Annotated in this window: 16 protein-coding genes; 8 read left to right on the top strand and 8 right to left on the bottom strand. The window is 55.7% G+C overall.

Translation table 11 applies throughout. From position 1 onward, the window contains the following. Nucleotides 1–19 precede the first annotated feature (19 nt). From osmV to CUN67_RS09915, 4 genes are read right to left on the bottom strand one after another with little or no spacing between them, the layout of a single operon-like run. Nucleotides 20–1156 (bottom strand): osmoprotectant ABC transporter ATP-binding protein OsmV, encoded by a 1137-nt coding sequence (gene osmV, locus CUN67_RS09930; RefSeq protein WP_208715108.1) that lies wholly within the window; start codon nucleotides 1154–1156, stop codon nucleotides 20–22. Further along, nucleotides 1156–1803: an osmoprotectant ABC transporter permease OsmW gene (gene osmW / locus CUN67_RS09925; RefSeq protein WP_084874892.1), complete on the bottom strand. Its 648-nt coding sequence runs from the start codon at nucleotides 1801–1803 to the stop codon at nucleotides 1156–1158. The genes osmV and osmW overlap by 1 nt, the downstream gene beginning before the upstream one ends. Nucleotides 1804–1812: 9 nt before the next feature. Continuing rightward, nucleotides 1813–2739, bottom strand: coding sequence for a glycine betaine ABC transporter substrate-binding protein (locus tag CUN67_RS09920; protein ID WP_208715107.1), 927 nt, complete (start codon nucleotides 2737–2739; stop codon nucleotides 1813–1815). A 16-nt stretch (nucleotides 2740–2755) separates the two neighbouring features. Next, nucleotides 2756–3472: an ABC transporter permease gene (locus CUN67_RS09915; protein WP_208715106.1), complete on the bottom strand. Its 717-nt coding sequence runs from the start codon at nucleotides 3470–3472 to the stop codon at nucleotides 2756–2758. Nucleotides 3473–3793: 321 nt separating this feature from the next. Between CUN67_RS09915 and CUN67_RS09910 the strand changes: the two genes are divergently transcribed. Further along, the gene (locus tag CUN67_RS09910; protein WP_208715105.1) at nucleotides 3794–5254 is read left to right on the top strand and encodes an MDR family MFS transporter; all 1461 of its coding nucleotides are present in this window, start codon (nucleotides 3794–3796) and stop codon (nucleotides 5252–5254) included. A gap of 53 nt (nucleotides 5255–5307) precedes the next feature. Here CUN67_RS09910 and CUN67_RS09905 read toward each other — a convergent pair whose 3' ends face one another. Together CUN67_RS09905 and CUN67_RS09900 are read right to left on the bottom strand one after the other, a co-directional pair. After that, nucleotides 5308–5604: a DUF1161 domain-containing protein gene (locus tag CUN67_RS09905; RefSeq protein ID WP_208715104.1), complete on the bottom strand. Its 297-nt coding sequence runs from the start codon at nucleotides 5602–5604 to the stop codon at nucleotides 5308–5310. A gap of 52 nt (nucleotides 5605–5656) precedes the next feature. Next, entirely contained in the window at nucleotides 5657–5992 is a 336-nt protein-coding gene (locus CUN67_RS09900; protein WP_208717156.1) for a DUF1283 family protein, read from the bottom strand. Between the two features lie 130 nt (nucleotides 5993–6122). Here CUN67_RS09900 and CUN67_RS09895 point away from each other — a divergent pair, with 130 nt between their 5' ends. After that, nucleotides 6123–6455 (top strand): YnfA family protein, encoded by a 333-nt coding sequence (locus tag CUN67_RS09895; protein ID WP_208715103.1) that lies wholly within the window; start codon nucleotides 6123–6125, stop codon nucleotides 6453–6455. A 27-nt stretch (nucleotides 6456–6482) separates the two neighbouring features. On the opposite strand, the gene ydfG is transcribed toward CUN67_RS09895, so the two are convergent. Further along, entirely contained in the window at nucleotides 6483–7229 is a 747-nt protein-coding gene (gene ydfG / locus CUN67_RS09890) for a bifunctional NADP-dependent 3-hydroxy acid dehydrogenase/3-hydroxypropionate dehydrogenase YdfG (RefSeq protein WP_084874878.1), read from the bottom strand. A gap of 318 nt (nucleotides 7230–7547) precedes the next feature. Between ydfG and CUN67_RS09885 the strand changes: the two genes are divergently transcribed. From CUN67_RS09885 to dcp, 6 genes are all read left to right on the top strand, one after another. Next, on the top strand, nucleotides 7548–7697 hold the full coding sequence (locus CUN67_RS09885; RefSeq protein ID WP_208715102.1) for a Hok/Gef family protein: 150 nt from the start codon (nucleotides 7548–7550) through the stop codon (nucleotides 7695–7697). A gap of 413 nt (nucleotides 7698–8110) precedes the next feature. Then, on the top strand, nucleotides 8111–9439 hold the full coding sequence (gene guaD, locus CUN67_RS09880) for a guanine deaminase (protein ID WP_208715101.1): 1329 nt from the start codon (nucleotides 8111–8113) through the stop codon (nucleotides 9437–9439). Then, nucleotides 9436–10878, top strand: coding sequence for a xanthine dehydrogenase small subunit (xdhA, locus tag CUN67_RS09875; RefSeq protein WP_208715100.1), 1443 nt, complete (start codon nucleotides 9436–9438; stop codon nucleotides 10876–10878). The genes guaD and xdhA overlap by 4 nt, the downstream gene beginning before the upstream one ends. Beyond that, nucleotides 10868–13243 (top strand): xanthine dehydrogenase molybdopterin binding subunit, encoded by a 2376-nt coding sequence (xdhB, locus tag CUN67_RS09870; protein ID WP_208715099.1) that lies wholly within the window; start codon nucleotides 10868–10870, stop codon nucleotides 13241–13243. Before xdhA ends, xdhB begins: the two co-directional genes overlap by 11 nt. Then, on the top strand, nucleotides 13221–14003 hold the full coding sequence (gene xdhC, locus CUN67_RS09865) for a xanthine dehydrogenase accessory protein XdhC (RefSeq protein ID WP_208717154.1): 783 nt from the start codon (nucleotides 13221–13223) through the stop codon (nucleotides 14001–14003). Before xdhB ends, xdhC begins: the two co-directional genes overlap by 23 nt. Nucleotides 14004–14077: 74 nt before the next feature. Next, nucleotides 14078–16126 carry a peptidyl-dipeptidase Dcp gene (dcp, locus tag CUN67_RS09860; protein WP_208715098.1) on the top strand — a complete coding sequence of 683 codons (2049 nt, stop codon included), beginning with the start codon at nucleotides 14078–14080 and terminating at the stop codon, nucleotides 16124–16126. 85 nt (nucleotides 16127–16211) lie between these two features. Here dcp and hpxO read toward each other — a convergent pair whose 3' ends face one another. Beyond that, nucleotides 16212–17369: an FAD-dependent urate hydroxylase HpxO gene (gene hpxO / locus CUN67_RS09855; protein ID WP_208715097.1), complete on the bottom strand. Its 1158-nt coding sequence runs from the start codon at nucleotides 17367–17369 to the stop codon at nucleotides 16212–16214. Nucleotides 17370–17623 lie beyond the last annotated feature (254 nt).

Genomic DNA, 17623 nt, shown 5'->3' with positions numbered 1-17623 from the left:
GCCGCTACGGATCGAGCAGTTAAGGATTCAACCGCCGACGTGTCCGTCCCGAGCTCAGATAGTCCGCAATATAATCCTGCGAAATCTCCCCGCTGTAGCGGCCATCCTCATCGACAATCGGCATCCACACCAGATTGTGTTCATACAGTTTGGACAGCACCACACGCAGGTTCTCTTCGGCTTTGCCGGTGACGGTAAAGGTATGCAGCATCTCTTCACAGCGCCCACTGGCACCACGCGCTTCCCGACGTTTCACAAAGCCCAGTGGCTTGCCGTCATTATCCACCACCGTTACCGAGCGCATATCGTTATCATCCATGGTGGCGAAAGCTTCCTGCAAAGGAGTACTGCGCTGCACGGTAATGGTCGGCTGCTGATCGGTGACGTCACCCGCCTGCACCAGCAACAAACGTTTCAGGGTGCGGTCCTGGCCGACAAACGATCCAACAAAATCATTCGCCGGTTTCGCCAGCAATTCATCCGGGCTGGCACACTGCACAATTTTGCCCTGACCAAATACCGCAATGCGATCGCCCAGCTTCAGTGCTTCATCAATATCATGGCTGACCAGCATCACTGTCTTTTTCAACTGACGTTGCATGTCGAGAAATTCATTCTGGATCACCTCACGGTTAATTGGGTCGACCGCACCGAAAGGTTCATCCATCAGCAGTACCGGTGGATCTGCCGCCAGCGCGCGGATCACGCCGATCCTCTGCTGCTGGCCACCTGACATCTCACGCGGGTAGCGATGCAGGAATTTTGTCGGATCCAGCGCCACCATGCTCATCAGTTCAGTCGCGCGTTCACGGCAACGTTTTTTATCCCAGCCCAGCATGCGCGGCACCACGGTAATGTTCTCTTCAATGGTCATATTGGGGAACAAACCAATCTGCTGGATCACATAACCGATATTGCGGCGTAGCGTCACGGTATCCTGCATGCTGGTGTCTTCACCATTGATTAAAATTTTGCCGCTGGTAGCGGGAATCAGTCGATTGATCATCTTCAGCGTAGTGGTTTTGCCGCAACCAGAAGGGCCGAGCAACACACACATTTCCCCGGCGGGCACTTCCAGGCTGACGTTATCAACGGCATTGAAGCGGGTGCCATTTTTCTGGGTAAAGGTTTTCGTCAGGTTTTCCAGTTTTATCATTATCGAATCCCCTTAGGAGTCAGCGCCGACTGCAAACGATGCAGCAGCCAGTCAAGCACAATAGCCAGCACACAAATCATCAACGCACCGGCAATCAACATACGTACATCGCTGCCGCTGATGCCATCCAGCAGCTGCAGGCCTAAACCACCTGCACCGATCACCGCGGCAATCGCCATCACGCCCACATTCATCACCACGGCGGTGCGGATACCACCAAAAATGACCGGGAGTGCCATGGGGATCTCAACCCAGCGCAAGCGCTGCCAGAAGGTCATGCCGATACCACGTCCGGCTTCACGCAGGCCCGGTGGCAGGTTCTCCAGCGCGGTGTGGGTGTTACGCACAATCGGTAGCAGTGAATAAAGAAACACGGCGGTGATGGCTGGCAGGGCACCAATCCCCTGACCGATCAGCGAAAACAGCGGAATCATCAGGCCAAATAGCGCGATGGTCGGAATGGTGAGTACGATGGTGGCAATACCCAATACCGGCGTAGCCAGCCATTTAAAGCGCACAATCAAAATGCCCAGCGGTACGCCAACCACAATGGCAAAACCAACCGCCACCAGCACCAGCCAGGTATGCTGCCAGGTCAGGGCCAGCAGGGTGTCCCAGTTATCCATGATGTAATGCAGGGTATCCATAGCGCCTCCTTACAGCATGTTTTTAGATTTAAGGAAATCACGTGCCACCTGTTCAGGAGACTGGTGATCAATATCGACGCGTTTATTCATCTCGGTGATCGCCTCGTCAGTGATCAGCGGTGACAACTGATTCAGCGCAGCTTCCAGTCCCGGATGGCTCTCCAGCACATCTTTACGCACCACAGGCGTGACGTTGTAACTTGGAAAGAAGTGCTTATCATCCTCCAGCACCTTGAGATCAAAGCCTTTTACACGTCCGTCAGTGGTGTAGATCAGGCCAGCATCAACAAAGCCTTCCTGCACCGCGTTGTATACCAACCCGGGATCCATCTGCCGAATCTGTGGGCGGTCAAGCGGCATGTTGTAGGCCTTCTGTAACGGCTTGAGGCCATCAGAACGCCCGGCAAACTCCAGGTCCAGCCCCAGCTTCCAGTTATGATCCGGGTCAGTCTTACGAATCTGCTCCAGCTTTGCCACCAGTTGCGACATGGTGCTGATACCTTCCTTGTCAGCACGTTCACGTTTCATGGCGAAGGCGTAGGTATTGTTCATGGGGGCCGGGTCCAGCCAGATCAGCCCCAGCTTACCGTCAAGATCTTTCACCGTTTGATAAGCCTGCTGTGACGACATCGGCTTATTGATGTGGTTAAAGATGATGAGCGAAGTTCCGGTATATTCCCAGGTCATATCAATCTGTTTGTTGATCATCGCGTTACGACCAATGGTGGTGGCGATATTGGTTTTTGGGATCACCTGAAAACCTTTCTTTTGCAGCCACATCACCGTCATGGCGGAAAGAATGTGTTGCTCAGTAAAACTTTTGGTCGCCATCACAATGGGGGTGGCGGCCGCAGCGGCCTGGCTGAGTGCCAGGGTTGCGGTCAGTGCCAGCGCGGTGCGTTTTGCCCAGCGCGCCAGCAGGTTGGCAGTGGCCATCACAAGGCTCCTGTGGTTATGCCGCTGAGTGCGGGCTGAGGATGCGTCCCACTGCGGCGAGCAGCATATCGAGGATCAGCGCGAACAGGGCAGTTGCCGCTGCACCGAGGATCAGCGTTGGGAAGTCGTTGAGATAGATGCCAGGAAAAATCAGCTCGCCGTAGCTGCTGGCACCAATCAAAAACGCCAGCGGCGCAGTGCCAACATTGATGGCAGTAGCAATCCGCACCCCGGCAAGGATCACCGGCAGTGCATTGGGTATTTCCACCTGACGCAAACGCTGAAATTTGGTCATGCCAATACCGTTGGCGGCTTCGAGCAGCGAGGGGGGGACCGCGCTCAGTCCAGCAAAGGTATTTCGCACGATAGGCAGCAAAGAGGCGAGGAACAGGGCAATTAACGCCGGACGATCGCCAATGCCGACGATTACCATCGCCAGCGCCAGCACGGCCAGCGGTGGCAGCGTGTTGCCGACGTTGAAAATCTGCATCACGTACTCAGCCCAGCGCCGGGCAAACGGACGGCTCAGCAAAATGCCGCTGGGAATACCGACCAGCAGCGCGAACAACATTGACCAGAACACCAAAAACAAATGCTGTTGCCCAAGATAGATTAAATCCACCCGACGGGCGCGCAGCGTATCCAGCCCGAGTCCCCAGACCAGCAGCCCAACCACCACTACAATGGCAAGCACTGCCAACCCGGCTCGTCGGGCAAGCGATGCGTTTTGCATAGCGTGCTTCTCCCTGAATCATAAAAACATTTAAAAAATTAAGATTGCAGATAAAACGACTACTTAATGTCACTTTTCCAGTGAAAACCGGGAAAGGGGTTTTAGACCTATAGCAACCTAAAACGGAAGATGCCAGTTTTCAGGGGAAAATCAGACAGATAGAAAAAGGGGAAAAAACGGGTTCAACCCGCATGAAATAAGGCAATTCACGACAATAAAAAAAATTCATCGAATTATGTGACACTGTCACAAGCGAGCGCACGCAGAGGAAATTGACGACGGCAAATTTCGTCTAGCCTTGAGGCAAAGGAAGGAAGAAAAATGACTGAGAGCGCAGAAATACAAACGGGAAATCGTCACTGGATCCTGATCGGCTGCATGCTGGCTATGTTTATGGCGGCGATTGAGGTCACCATTGTGGCGACAGCGATGCCCACCATCATTGCCGATCTGGGCGGCTTCTCGCAGTTTGGCTGGGTTTTCTCCATCTATCTGCTTACCCAGGCGGTGACCGTGCCGCTTTACGGGCGGCTGGCGGATATGTGGGGCCGGAAAACGCTATTTTTTGTTGGGGTTTCACTGTTCCTTATCGGTTCAGTGCTGTGCGGCTTTGCCCATAGCATGACATGGCTCATCCTGTTCCGCGCTTTTCAGGGATTGGGAGCGGGGGCCATCATGCCGCTGACCACCACCATCGTTGCGGACATCTACTCACCGCGCGAACGCGCCAGTGTGCAGGGCTGGCTCTCCAGTGTCTGGGGAGTGGCGGCGATACTCGGGCCGTTGAGTGGTGCCTGGCTGGTACAGCATTTCAGCTGGGCGGTGATTTTCTGGGTCAACGTGCCGATTGGGCTGCTCTCCATGCTGCTGCTGGCGCGTTTCCTTCCGGCGCATGAACAACAGCAAAGCGCTGCGCTGAACATCACGGGTTGCGCCTGGCTGATGCTGAGCGTCAGCGCGTTGCTGATCGCCTTGTTGCAGGCAGAAGTCCTCGGTTACTGGCTGCTGCTGTTTCTGGTGATGGCGCTGATCGCGGCGGTTTTCCTCAAGCGTCATGAGCAACGCGCGGCGGCACCGCTGTTTCCGCTGGCTATCTGGCGCAGCCGGTTAATCGTGGCGGGCAATGCGGGTAACCTGATTATCGGGGCTGCGATGATGGGGATCAGCGCTTTCCTGCCCACCTGGATTCAGGGCATTACCGGTGGCACGCCGTTACAGGCAGGCAGCGCGCTGGCGATGATGTCGATTGGCTGGCCGCTTGCCAGCACCCTGAGTGGACGACTGATGCTGATGACCTCTTACCGCATTACCGCGCAGTTGGGGGCGCTATTGTTAATAGCCGGTAGTGCGTTATTGCTGCTATTACGCGCCGATAGCAGCATTATGCAGGCTGGATTCACCGCTTTTGTGATCGGTACGGGCATGGGAATGACCAGCACCACCTTCCTGGTTTCTGTGCAAAACCATGCGCATTATGAAATTCGTGGCATTTGTACCGCGTCGATTATGTTCAGCCGGATGCTGGGTTCGGCGATTGGGACTGCGCTGATGGGGGCGGTGCTGAATTATAACCTGATGCTACGGCTGCCGCAGGCCAGCGATCCGATGCAAAAAATCATGTCGCATGAAAGCCGTCAGGCCTTGCCACACGGAACATTGCAGGAGTGGATAGCCCAGATTGCCAGTTCACTACATTGGGTGTTTGTGGTGGCGCTGCTCATTGCCAGCCTGACACTATGGATTGCGTGGCTGATGCCGCATCAGCGACCAGAGAATACGTAGCGGCGCGCGGTGCCAAAAACCTGCGCGAAAAAACGCGCCGCTACAGGGTATGTTTACTGTGAAGATGAATCCTGCGAGCTGCCCGCAGCATTGGGTTCGTTACTGTCAGCGTCGTGGTTCAGCTTTTTGTAGACAATTTTCTGGGTATCATTCTCGCAATGGCCCACAACCTGGCCACCGGCCTGGTCGGCCTGATCGTTCGCGACGATATCCAGGGTAAAATCTGACTCGGCTACGCCGTTACTGATGATTTTTTTGCTGATGTCTGCTTTTACGCTTTCACAGGAGGCCTGTGCCAGCATCGGCAATGCCAGCAGGGACAGCAATACAACGGCTACACGTTTATTCATCACACACTCCTTTGGTTTTTATTCCCTTGATGACTATAGCAGCATCAGCGGCTTATGGTGCGACCACGCGGCCGGTACGACGATCCAGGCAACGCAGGGTGTTGGGTTCCCAGTAGGCGTTGACGTTATAGCTTTTTTCACATGAGTCACGGGTATCAAACGCTTTGTCGGTTTTGTCGAACTCTTTCTCGACGCGGGTATTCACCTTGTCGCGCAGGTTGCGGGTGTCATTCCATTGTTCCTTGCTTTGGCGTGCTGCTTCATTGCTGGCAGCGCTGTTGCCGTTTTCAATGATCAGTTTATCGGTCTGCGCGGAAGCCAGGGGGGCAGCCAGCAGTACGCTGGAGGTCAGTGCCGCAGCCAGTAGTGCGGGAAACAGTTTTTTCATCATCTTTTCCTTCAGTTAACGCCAGCACAGCCGCGATGGTGGCTGTAACAACAATGGTCGCTAGTATATCATCGCTGCTTCTTTACTCACCAGCGGTGAGGCATTTGTTGAGACTTCTGAGAGACTTTTTATGCTGGTTAAAACCGCACTGTTGTTCTTTTTCACTGCTATCGCGGAAATTGTTGGCTGCTTTCTGCCGTGGCTGTGGCTGAAGAAGGGGGCGACGGCATGGCTGTTGCTACCGGCTGCGGCCAGCCTGATGCTATTTGTCTGGTTGCTGACGTTACACCCGGCGGCGAGTGGACGCGTCTATGCCGCCTACGGTGGTGTGTATGTGATGACGGCGCTGATCTGGCTGCAGCTGGTCGATGGGGTAAAACTTAGCCCGTGGGATTGGGCAGGCGGTCTGATTGCCTTAAGTGGCATGCTGATTATTGTGGCGGGCTGGGGCAGTGAAGCGTAGCGACGCGATAAATCGCGCCGCAACACGTTATTCTTTATGTACCTTCAGACCGGCCAGCGTTTGCGTGACTGGCATCATCTCCAGGGTATTGATGTTGACGTGTTTCGGCAACGTCGCGACCCAATACACCGCTTCGGTCACATCTTCGGCTGTCAGTGCGGTGGTGCCTTCATACACCTTATCCGCTTTACCGTCGTCGCCTTTAAAACGGACATTAGAAAACTCGGTGCCGCCGACCAGACCCGGTTCGATATCGGTTACGCGCAACGCGGTGCCATGTAAATCGGTACGTAGATTGAGGCTGAACTGACGCACGAAGGCTTTGGTCGCACCGTAAACGTTGCCACCGAGATATGGCCAACTACCGGCAATTGAGCCGATATTGATAATATGACCGACATTGCGTTCCACCATGGCTGGCAGCAATGCGCGCGTCATATACACCAAACCTTTATTGTTGGTGTCGATCATATTTTCCCAGTCTTCAATATTGGCCTTATGTGCTGGTTCCACGCCCAACGCCAGACCGGCATTGTTAACCAGCACATCAATATTGCGCCACTCGGCAGGCAGGGCGGCGATAGCCTCTTCGATGGCCGCGCGGTTACGCACGTCCAGCTGAACGGTATACAGATTGTCACCCAGCTCGTCTTTCAGCGCCTGCAGGCGCTCAGCGCGGCGTCCACTGGCGATCACTTTATGACCTGTAGCAATGAAGCGGCGGGTGATACTTTGACCAAAACCGGCGGTCGCACCGGTAACAAAAATAATCATCTCACTGTTCCTTAACAATTGTATGTCCAGACTAATCTATTCTGACAAAGAAAAACTGACGAGAGAACAAAGTCTGTAGTGGATCGCAAAATTGAGACAAAAACACGGATTACCGAAGCGGAACGTATGGAAAATTTTGGATAAGTCAGAGGGTTGGCTTAGAATCGCGCCGGGTGCTTGAGGCTTTCTGTCTTAAGCATTTGTCAAAGGCAGAAAGAGAAAAGCCCCAAGTGATTATAAATCAACTTGAGGCCCATCTTTATGCTTCAGCCACATAAAGGTAGCCTCTTACGCGCCGAAAGGCAAGGAGAAGCAACCATGAAGCAGCATAAGGCGATCATGATCGCCATTATCGTATTAGGGGCGGTAGTCGCCGCCTTGCTGGTATCGAGGAAAGACCTTTGTGAGATACGGATTCGAACCGGTCACATGGAGGTTGCTGCTGTCATGGATTACGAACCTAAGTAAGAGCAACCGGCGGGGAGTGATCCCCGCCAATCCTGATGGTTGCGGCTAGCCTCAATGCACCCAATCCTTTCTTCGAACTCAAGCCAGGTCTTCTGCCCATAAAAAGCATTGACCGAATTTGTCATGCACAATGATGGCGCAGGCCTGCACCACGATGACACACGTCATTCTCACGCCAATCGCACCAAATCTGGCAGTTGTTAAATCGCAACCGATTGCTAACCCAGGCAACCGGTTGCGCATTCGGTTGCCTGCTCAGCATGACTAAAAACAAATGGGTTGAACATAAGCCATTGAATATAAATAAATAAATGATATTTCCGCGTTGGCATGTTGTTTGCAATCTGCATAAAAGGCCGTCACCTGCCATAACAAAGAGAAAGCCGGGTGCTTTCTCAACTAAGGAACATTTTATGCCTTTTGCATCCGAAATCACGCTGCGGGCCAGCTTTTTTGATTTTACCGGCCTGGCTACCCAGCCTGACACCATTGCCGATCAGGCGCGCTACCTCGAAGATGGGGTACTGGCCGTGCGCGACGGGAAAGTCGTCAGCCTGGAAAGCTGGGAAACGGCTCAGAAACACATTGATCCCACCAGCCTGGTCGACCTGCGTGGCAAACTGATCGTGCCGGGCTTTATCGATACTCACATCCATTATCCGCAGACCGAAATGATCGGCGCGTTTGGTGAGCAACTGCTGGAATGGCTGAATCAATATACTTTCCCGGTAGAAAGCCAGTATCACTGCCCCGATCACGCTGCGCAGATGTCGGCATTTTTTCTGCATCAGCTGTTGGCCAATGGCACCACCACCGCGCTGGTGTTCGGTACCGTGCATCCGCAATCAGTCGATGCGTTGTTCAGTGCTGCGGAGCAACTCAATATGCGCCTGATCGCCGGAAAGGTGATGATGGACCGCAATGCACCGGCTTATCTGACGGAAACGCCGCAAGCCAGCTATCTGCAAACCCGTGAGCTGATTCAGCGCTGGCACAATCGGGGACGATTAAGCTACGCGCTGACGCCACGTTTTGCCCCCACATCGTCGCCCCAGTTGCTGGAAAAGGTGAGTCAGCTGCGCGCGGAATTTCCCGATACCTGGCTGCATACCCACCTGAGCGAAAATCCTCAGGAAATCGCCTGGGTGAAAGAACTGTTCCCGGAGCACGACGGTTATCTTGATGTTTACCATCAGCACCAGCTCACCGGGAAACGCAGCGTCTTTGCCCACTGTTTGCATCTGGAAGACCATGAATGGCAGTGCCTGCACGACACCGATTCGTCGATAGCCTTTTGTCCAACCTCCAACCTGTTTCTCGGCAGCGGTTTATTTAACATCAAACGCTGCTGGCAGCAGGGGGTGCGCATGGGCATCGGCACCGATGTCGGTGCGGGGACCACCTTCAATCTGCTCCAGACGCTGGGCGAAGCTTATAAAGTCGGCCAGCTGCAACGCTACAAACTCAGCGCCTGTGAAGCCTTCTACCACGCAACACTGGGTGGTGCGCATGCGCTCGATCTTGATCATGCCATTGGCAACTTCAATCCCGGAAAAGAGGCCGATTTCGTGGTACTCGACCCGGCCGTATCGGCATTGCAGCAGCTGCGCTATGCCAACAGCAAAGATATCTGGGAGAAATTGTTTGTGCTGATGACGCTGGGTGACGATCGCAACATCGCCCAGACCTGGGTGAATGGTCAACCCGTCTGGCAACGTGAAAGCGGGGTAAAGGCTGCATGATTCAGTTTCTGCTTAATAATCGACTGGTGACCGAGCGCGACCTCGATCCGAATCTCACCGTGCTGAATTACCTGCGTAATCACCAGCAACGACGCGGCACCAAAGAGGGCTGCGCCTCAGGTGATTGCGGTGCCTGTACCGTGACGCTGGGAAAAGTGGTGGATGGCCATATGCACTATGAAACGGTGAACAGCTGCCTGACGCTGGTCAGCAGTTTGCAAGGCAAGCAGTTGATCACCGTGGAGGACTTGCGCCAGGGGAGCGATCTGCATCCGGTACAGCAGGCGATGGTTGATTGCCACGGTTCACAGTGCGGCTACTGCACGCCGGGTTTTGTGATGTCGTTATTTACCTTGCAGAAAAACAGTGACGGCTGGGACAGGCATCAGGCGGAGCAGGCACTGGCGGGGAATCTGTGTCGTTGCACCGGCTACCGGCCGATTATGGATGCGGCGCAGCAGGCCTGTGAGCACCCGGTGTGCGATAACTTCAGCCAAAGCGAAACCCACCTGGTGCAGCGCTTACAGGCGCTGACCAACAATGAAGTCCAGGTGCTGGAGGCCAATGGCAGCCGCTGTTTTGTCCCGAAAACGGTGGCACAGCTGGCGGCGTTGTATCAGCAGCATCCGCAAGCGCGTCTGCTGGCGGGAGGCACCGACCTCAGCCTGCAAATCACCCAGCAGTATCAGCGTCTTCCGCTGTTGATCGCGCTGGAGCAGGTGGCGGAACTGAAAACCTGTCTGGAAGATGATGAAAACTGGCGTCTGGGCGCAGGGGCATCGCTGCATCATTGCTATCAGTTTCTGGCAACGCGTATTCCGGCGTTCAGTGCCATGCTGGAGCGGTTCGCTTCACTGCAAATCCGCAATCAGGGCACGCTGGGCGGCAATATCGGCAATGCCTCACCGATTGGCGACGCTGCACCGATGCTGCTGGCGCTCAGCGCCCGGCTGGAATTACAGCAGGGGGAGCACTGTCGTGAAGTGGCGCTTGACCAGTTTTTCACTGGCTATCGCCAGACGGTGTTACAACCGGGGGAGTTTATCCGCAACATCATTATTCCGCGCGTGACGGTGTCACCTGATTTTGTCGCCTGGAAAGTTTCAAAACGCCTGGATGACGATATTTCTGCCATCTTTGCCGCGATCAATATGCAGCTGGAGAATGGCACGGTGCAGCGCGTCCGTATTGCCTTTGGCGGTATGGCGGCCACACCCAAACGTGCGTTGCAAGCCGAGGCCGTGCTAACCGGCGCCCCCTTTAATCTGACCACCATCGAAAGCGCCTGTGCCGCGCTGAGCCATGATTTCCAGCCACTGAGCGACTTCCGCGCCAGCGCGGCTTATCGTTTACAGGTGGCACGTAATCTGTTGCGTCGCTACTACGCGCAGGCCAGCGGTGAACTGACCATTGCGGAGGTAACGCGCTATGTCTCATAACCGCCCGGAACTGAATGAAACGTTATTAAAATCGCAGTTTGACGCCGGTATCCAGACGGGTGTCGGGCGCAGCCGTAAGCATGAAAGTGCCGATAAACACGTCTCCGGCGAAGCGATCTATATCGATGACAAACCGGAGCTGCCGGGTTTGTTACACCTTTGCCCGTTACTGAGTCCACATGCCCATGCACGTATCACCCGACTCGATGTGCAGCCCTGCTATGCGGTGCCGGGTGTGGTCAGCGTCCTGACATGGCGTGATGTGCCGGCTATCAACGATGTCGGCCCGCTGGAGCCCGGCGATCCGCTGCTGGCACAGGATAAAGTCGACTATCTTGGGCAGGTGGTGATCGCCGTTGCCGCCGAATCCCCGGAAGCGGCACGCGCCGGGGTCGCTGCGGCCATCGTCGAATATGAACCGTTACCGGCGATCCTCGATGTGTGCGAGGCGCTGGAGCAGGGATATTTTGTCCAGCAGCCCCACATCCATCAGCGTGGCGATGCGGATGCTGCCCTGGCGCGCGCGCCACACCGCATTCAGGGCAGCTTTCATATCGGTGGTCAGGAACATTTTTACCTCGAAACCCAGACGGCGCTGGTGATCCCCGGCGAGGACGCCAATTTGCAGGTGTTTTCCTCCACGCAAAACCCCACCGAAGTGCAGAAGCTGGTGGCAGAAGTGATGGGCATCAGCATGAACAATGTCACCATCGATATGCGCCGCATGGGCGGGGGTTTTGGTGGTAAAGAAACCCAGGCAGCAGGGGTGGCCTGCCTGTGTGCGATCGCCGCGAGCCAGACCCGGCGGCCAGCGAAAATGCGTCTCGCTCGCCGTGATGACATGCGTATCACTGGCAAGCGTCATCCATTTTATGTGCGTTACGACGTCGGCTTCGATGATGTGGGGCGTTTTTGTGGGGTGAGGATCGATCTGGCAGGAAATTGTGGATATTCGCTCGATCTTAGTGGATCGATAGTCGATCGAGCCATGTTCCATGCCGATAATGCTTATTACCTCGGCGATGCGCTGATCACGGGTTACCGTTGCCGCACCAATATCGCGTCAAATACCGCCTATCGTGGCTTTGGTGGTCCGCAGGGCATGGTGGCGATTGAGCAGATCATGGACCACATTGCGCGTGAGTTGCAGCTGGACCCGCTGGAGCTACGCAAACGTAACTACTACGGTAAGCAGGACCGCAACGTCACCCATTATCATCAGCAGGTGGAAGATAATCTGCTGGATGAGATCACCGCGCAGCTGGAAAGCAGTAGCGACTACGCTGTGCGGCGCAGCGAAATTCAGGCGTTCAATGCGGCCAATCGTGTCATGAAGCGCGGTCTGGCGCTGACGCCAGTGAAATTCGGCATCTCATTCACTTCAAGCTTCCTCAATCAGGCCGGTGCGCTGATTTTGATTTACACCGACGGCACGGTGCAGCTGAACCACGGTGGCACCGAAATGGGCCAGGGGCTGAACACCAAAGTGGCGCAGATCGTCGCAGAAGTGCTGCAAATCGACATCAGCCAAATCCAGATCACGGCCACCGATACCGGCAAAGTGCCCAACACCTCGCCAACCGCTGCTTCCAGTGGGGCCGATCTTAACGGCAAAGCCGCCCAGGATGCGGCGCAAACGCTGCGCGATCGCCTGACGGAGATGCTGTGCAAACTACACCAGTGCGGGCCGGAGCAGGTGAACTTCAGCAACGGCATCGTCCGGGTCGGGGAGCAACATTTTACCTTCGCCCAGGTCTGCCAGCAGGCCTGGCTGAATCAGGTTCCGCTTTCTGCCACCGGATACTATCGCGTACCGGGTATTCATTACGACCGCAACGCCGGGCGCGGCACGCCGTTTTACTACTTCGCCTATGGCGCGGCCTGCTGCGAAGTGCTGGTGGATACCTTCACCGGCGAATACCGCCTGCTGCGCGCCGATATCCTGCATGACGTGGGAGCCTCCCTGAATCCGGCTATTGATATCGGCCAGGTAGAAGGGGGTTTTGTACAGGGCATGGGCTGGCTGACCTGTGAGGAACTGGTATGGAACGATCAGGGCAAACTGCTGACTGATGGCCCGGCCAGCTACAAAATCCCGGCTATCAGCGATGTCCCGGCGGATCTGCGCGTCACCCTGGTGGAGAATCGCAAAAATCCGCAGCAGACGGTGTTCCACTCTAAAGCTGTCGGTGAACCGCCGTTTATGCTGGGGATTGCCGTATGGTGCGCGTTGCAGGATGCCGTCGCCAGCGTAGCGGATTATCGTCAGCATCCACTGCTGGATGCGCCTGCCACACCGGAACGGGTATTCTGGGGCGTACAGCGCCTCTCGGGAGCGGATGATGATCTACCACGACTGGATTAGCGTACTGCATGGCCTGCGGGAAAAACGGGAGAGTTGTGTCCTGGTGACCGTGCTCAGCGAGCGCGGTTCGGTGCCGCGTGACAGCGGCAGCAAAATGGTGGTCACTGCCAGCAACAGTTTTCTCACCATTGGCGGCGGTCATCTGGAATATCAATGTATCGCGCAGGCGCGGGAGATGCTGCAACAGCAGCGCTGTACACCGCATAGCGAGGAATTTGCCCTTGGTGCGCGTCTGGGGCAGTGCTGTGGCGGTATGGCGACGATTTTGTTTGAACCGCTGATGCAGCAGCAGCCGGAAATTCAGGTCTATGGTGCCGGGCATGTGGGTCAGGCGCTGGTGCAGCTACTGGCGACGTTACCCTGTCACATTACCTGGATTGATAGCCGTGCGGCGCAGTTCCGCACGGTGCCGGAGGGTATCAGGGTGCGACAGCTGGAAGAGCCAGTGGATGGTGTGGCCGAAGCGCGACCAGGCAGCTACTTCGTGGTGATGACCCATCATCATCCGCTCGATCTGGCGTTAAGCGAAGCCATTCTGCGTCGGGGAGATTTCTGTTATGCCGGGGTGATTGGCTCGGAAACCAAAGCGCAGCGTTTTCGCTATCGGCTGGAAGGAAAAGGGATCGCGCCGGATACGCTGGCACGCCTGCGTTGCCCGATCGGTTTGCCGGATGTGAAGGGCAAGCTACCGGCAGAAATTGCCGTGGCGGTGGCGGGCGAGATCATCAGCGTTTATCAGCGTCAGACGATGAGTTGTTGAGACGCCGCGAAACTGCCAGGATAGAGACATCCCGCCGGAGCCTGCTCCGGCGTTGCTGATGATCAGGAGCGATAATGAATTCAAGAACGAATCCTTTTTTCACTGCCAGCACCTTGCCGTATCAAACCCCACCGTTTGACCTTATTCAGGAAGAAGACTTTCTCCCGGCGCTGGAAGCCGGTATGGAAGAAAAACGCCAGCAGGTCGCGGCAATCGCCAGTAACCCGGAGCCAGCCACCTTTGAAAACACCTATGTCGCTCTGGAGCGCAGCGGGCAACTGCTGAGCCGGGTCAATCTGGTGTTTGGTGCCATGACCTCAGCCAACACCAGCGAACGCCTCCAGGAAGTGGATGAGTTAGTTACCCCCAAACTGACGGCACTGAACGACGAAATTACCCTCAACAGCCAGCTGTTCGCCCGTCTCGATAGCGTCTATCAGCATCGCGGCACCCAATGCCCGGATGCTGAAGCGATGCGCCTGGTGGAAGTGGTCTGGCAACATTTTCAGCTGGCGGGTGCCAGCCTGAATGACGCTGATAAGGACCAGCTGCGCGCCTGTAATCAGGAGCTGGCCACCCTCGGCACAAAGTTTGGTAATCGGCTGCTGGCCGCCACCAAAGCGGGTGCGTATACCGTCAGCAACCCGGCGGCACTGGCCGGACTCAGCGATGAGGAACTGGCCCATGCCAAAGCGGCAGCCGTTGCACGCGGTCTGTCGGGTGAATGGTTGATTCCGTTGCAAAACACCACCCAGCAACCGGTGCTGCAAGCGTTAAGCGTGCGGGCCACGCGCGAAGTGTTGTTCCAGCGATCGCTGACGCGCTGTGAGCTGGGCGACGAGAACGACACCCGCGCGCTGGTATTGCGCATGGCGCAGCTGCGCGCGCAACGGGCCAGCCTGCTCGGTTTCAAAACCTATGCCGAGTGGGGTTTGCAGGACCAGATGGCAAAAACGCCGGAAGCGGCGTTGAGTTTTATGCGTAATATCGTGCCTGCCGCCCGTGGACGTGCCGAGCGGGAAGCGGCAGAGATTCAGCAGGCCATTGAACGGGAGCACCACAGTTTCCCGCTACGCGCCTGGGACTGGAGCTTCTACGCTGAGCAGGTGCGTAAAGAAAAATATGCGCTGGATGAAAGCCAGATCCGCCCGTACTTCGCGCTGGAAAATGTGCTGGAGAAAGGGGTGTTCTGGTCCGCCAGCCAGTTGTTCGGTATTCGCTTTAGCGAGCGCCATGATTTACCGGTTTATCATCCCGATGTGCGTGTCTATGAGATTTTCGATGCGGACGATACGCCGCTGGCGTTGTTCTACACCGATTTCTTTAAACGCGATAACAAAAGTGGCGGTGCATGGATGAGCAACTTTGTCGATCAATCGACGCTGCTCGGCACCAAACCCGTGATTTACAACGTCTGTAATTACACCAAACCGGCGGCGGGTCAGCCTGCGTTACTGAGCTGGGATGAAGTTATCACCCTGTTCCATGAATTTGGTCATGCGCTGCACGGCCTGTTTGCCTCGCAGCGTTATGTCACCCTGTCGGGCACCGCGACGCCGCGTGATTTTGTCGAATTCCCGTCGCAGATCAACGAACACTGGGCCAGTAACCCGCAGGTGTTCGCCAATTACGCCTGCCATTATCAGAGTGGCGAGCCAATGCCTGCTGAGCTGCGCGAGAAAATGGTGCGCGCGGCGAAATTCAACAAAGGTTATGACATGACGGAGCTGCTGGCAGCGGCATTGCTCGATATGCAATGGCACTCGCTGACCACCCACGATAACCCGGAAGATGTCAGCCATTTTGAATTGCAGGCACTGGCGGCCGAGAATATCGCCCTGGCAACGGTGCCGCCGCGCTACCGTTCCAGTTATTTCCGTCACATCTGGGGTGGCGGCTATGCCGCCGGTTACTACGCCTATATCTGGACGCAGATGCTGGCCGATGATGGTTATCAGGCGTTTGAGGAGCGGGGCGGCTTAACGCGGGAAAATGGTCAGCACTTCCGCGAACAGATTCTGTCGCGCGGTAACAGCACCGATTTGCAATATCTGTGGCTGGCCTGGCGCGGCAAAGCGCCAGAAATCGGCCCGATGCTGGAGAATCGCGGGCTGTCGTCGTAGCAGCGCGATTCATCGCTCAATGTGATGCACCGACCGTAGCGGCGCGATTTATCGCGCAAAAAAGCCAGTCGGTGCATGTTCATACTTACCCCAGCGGGCCACCTTCGATGGTGTCACACATACCGGCCAGCACGCGCTCGCCGGTTTCATTTTTCAGATCCTGATACCAGGCCGCAGTGATTGCCGGGTCTTTTGCGTGCGTCACATCACAACGCTTACGCGCCTTCAGCACTAAATCTTTGGTGCGTTCCACGCGGCGTGCCTGATAACGCAGCAAAGCATCTTCAATGCCCAGCGAATGAGCCGCCAGTGTCTGTGCCAGCACAACTGCATCTTCCATCGCTGCGCATCCCCCCTGGCCAATATCCGGTGTGGTGCTGTGTGCCGCATCGCCCAGCAGCGCCACCCGGCCTTTTACAAACTGGCTGAAGGGTTCGATATCGTGGATCTCGACACGGTTGGTGGTGTCCGGGTTGATGGTGTCGATCAGACGCTGCACCGGCTCGGCCCAGCCAGCAAAGTAACCTTTCAGATCGCTTTTCAGCGTACTGCGATCTTCCGCTAATCCCTTTGGCAGCGGGACATCAAAGAAGAAGTAGAAACGATTGCCGCTGACGGGCATCAGCGACACGCGTTTGCCTTCACCGACAAACGTCGTCCACTGGTTCGCCGGGGCGATGCTTTCATCGATGGTCACCAGGCCATTCCAGTTAACGTAACCGGCATAGCGGCGTTCCACGCTTTCGCCCAGCACATAATGGCGGATAACGGAGTGGGTGCCGTCAGCAGCAATCAGAAAATCGGCGCTTTGCTGGCTGCCATCGTCAAACCAGGCCGTGACGCCTGATGCCGTTTGCTCCACCTGAGTTACGCGCTTACCAAAGCTGATGCGTGAGCGGCCATAGGTATCAATCAGCATTGCCTGAAGTTCGGCACGGGCGACCGGATAGGGATATTCACCCACCTGCTGCACCAGCGGCGACATGCTAAAACGGGTCAGCGTGCTGCCGCTGTGGGCATCGTTATATGCCATAAACGCCATGTTGCCACCCAGCGCACGCAGGGATTCTTTCATGCCGAGGGCATTGAGGCACTTAACGCCATTTGGCCAGATAGAAATGGCGGCACCGACCGGTTTCATCTCTTTCACCGCTTCGAACACCGTCGTGCTAAAACCTTCTTTCTCCAGCGCAATCGCCGCGCTCATTCCGCCGATGCCGGCACCAATCACAATCGCTTTCATAACCGTCTCCTTTGCAATACCAATGAGGCTTGCAACTTTTGTACCAACGAAGGAATGTGAAAAGCGAAGGGGGTAATGGGTTGATATTTATTGATTTAAATCAATTTATACCAGACCGCATTGCATGAAGTGCACAATACTGGTTCATTGCTATGCATCAAAATAGTGCAATGGCGTAAGGTGAGTGAATCAATGGTTTCATCACGCACCTGCTGTGGCGGCGCGATTTATCGCGCTTTTTTTCCGGCTCCGAA

The sequence above is a fragment of the Pantoea cypripedii genome, from assembly GCF_011395035.1.
Lineage (GTDB): Bacteria > Pseudomonadota > Gammaproteobacteria > Enterobacterales > Enterobacteriaceae > Pantoea > Pantoea cypripedii_A.
Note: the sequence above shows the minus strand (reverse complement) of the source record. Positions and strands in the feature narration are given on the sequence as shown.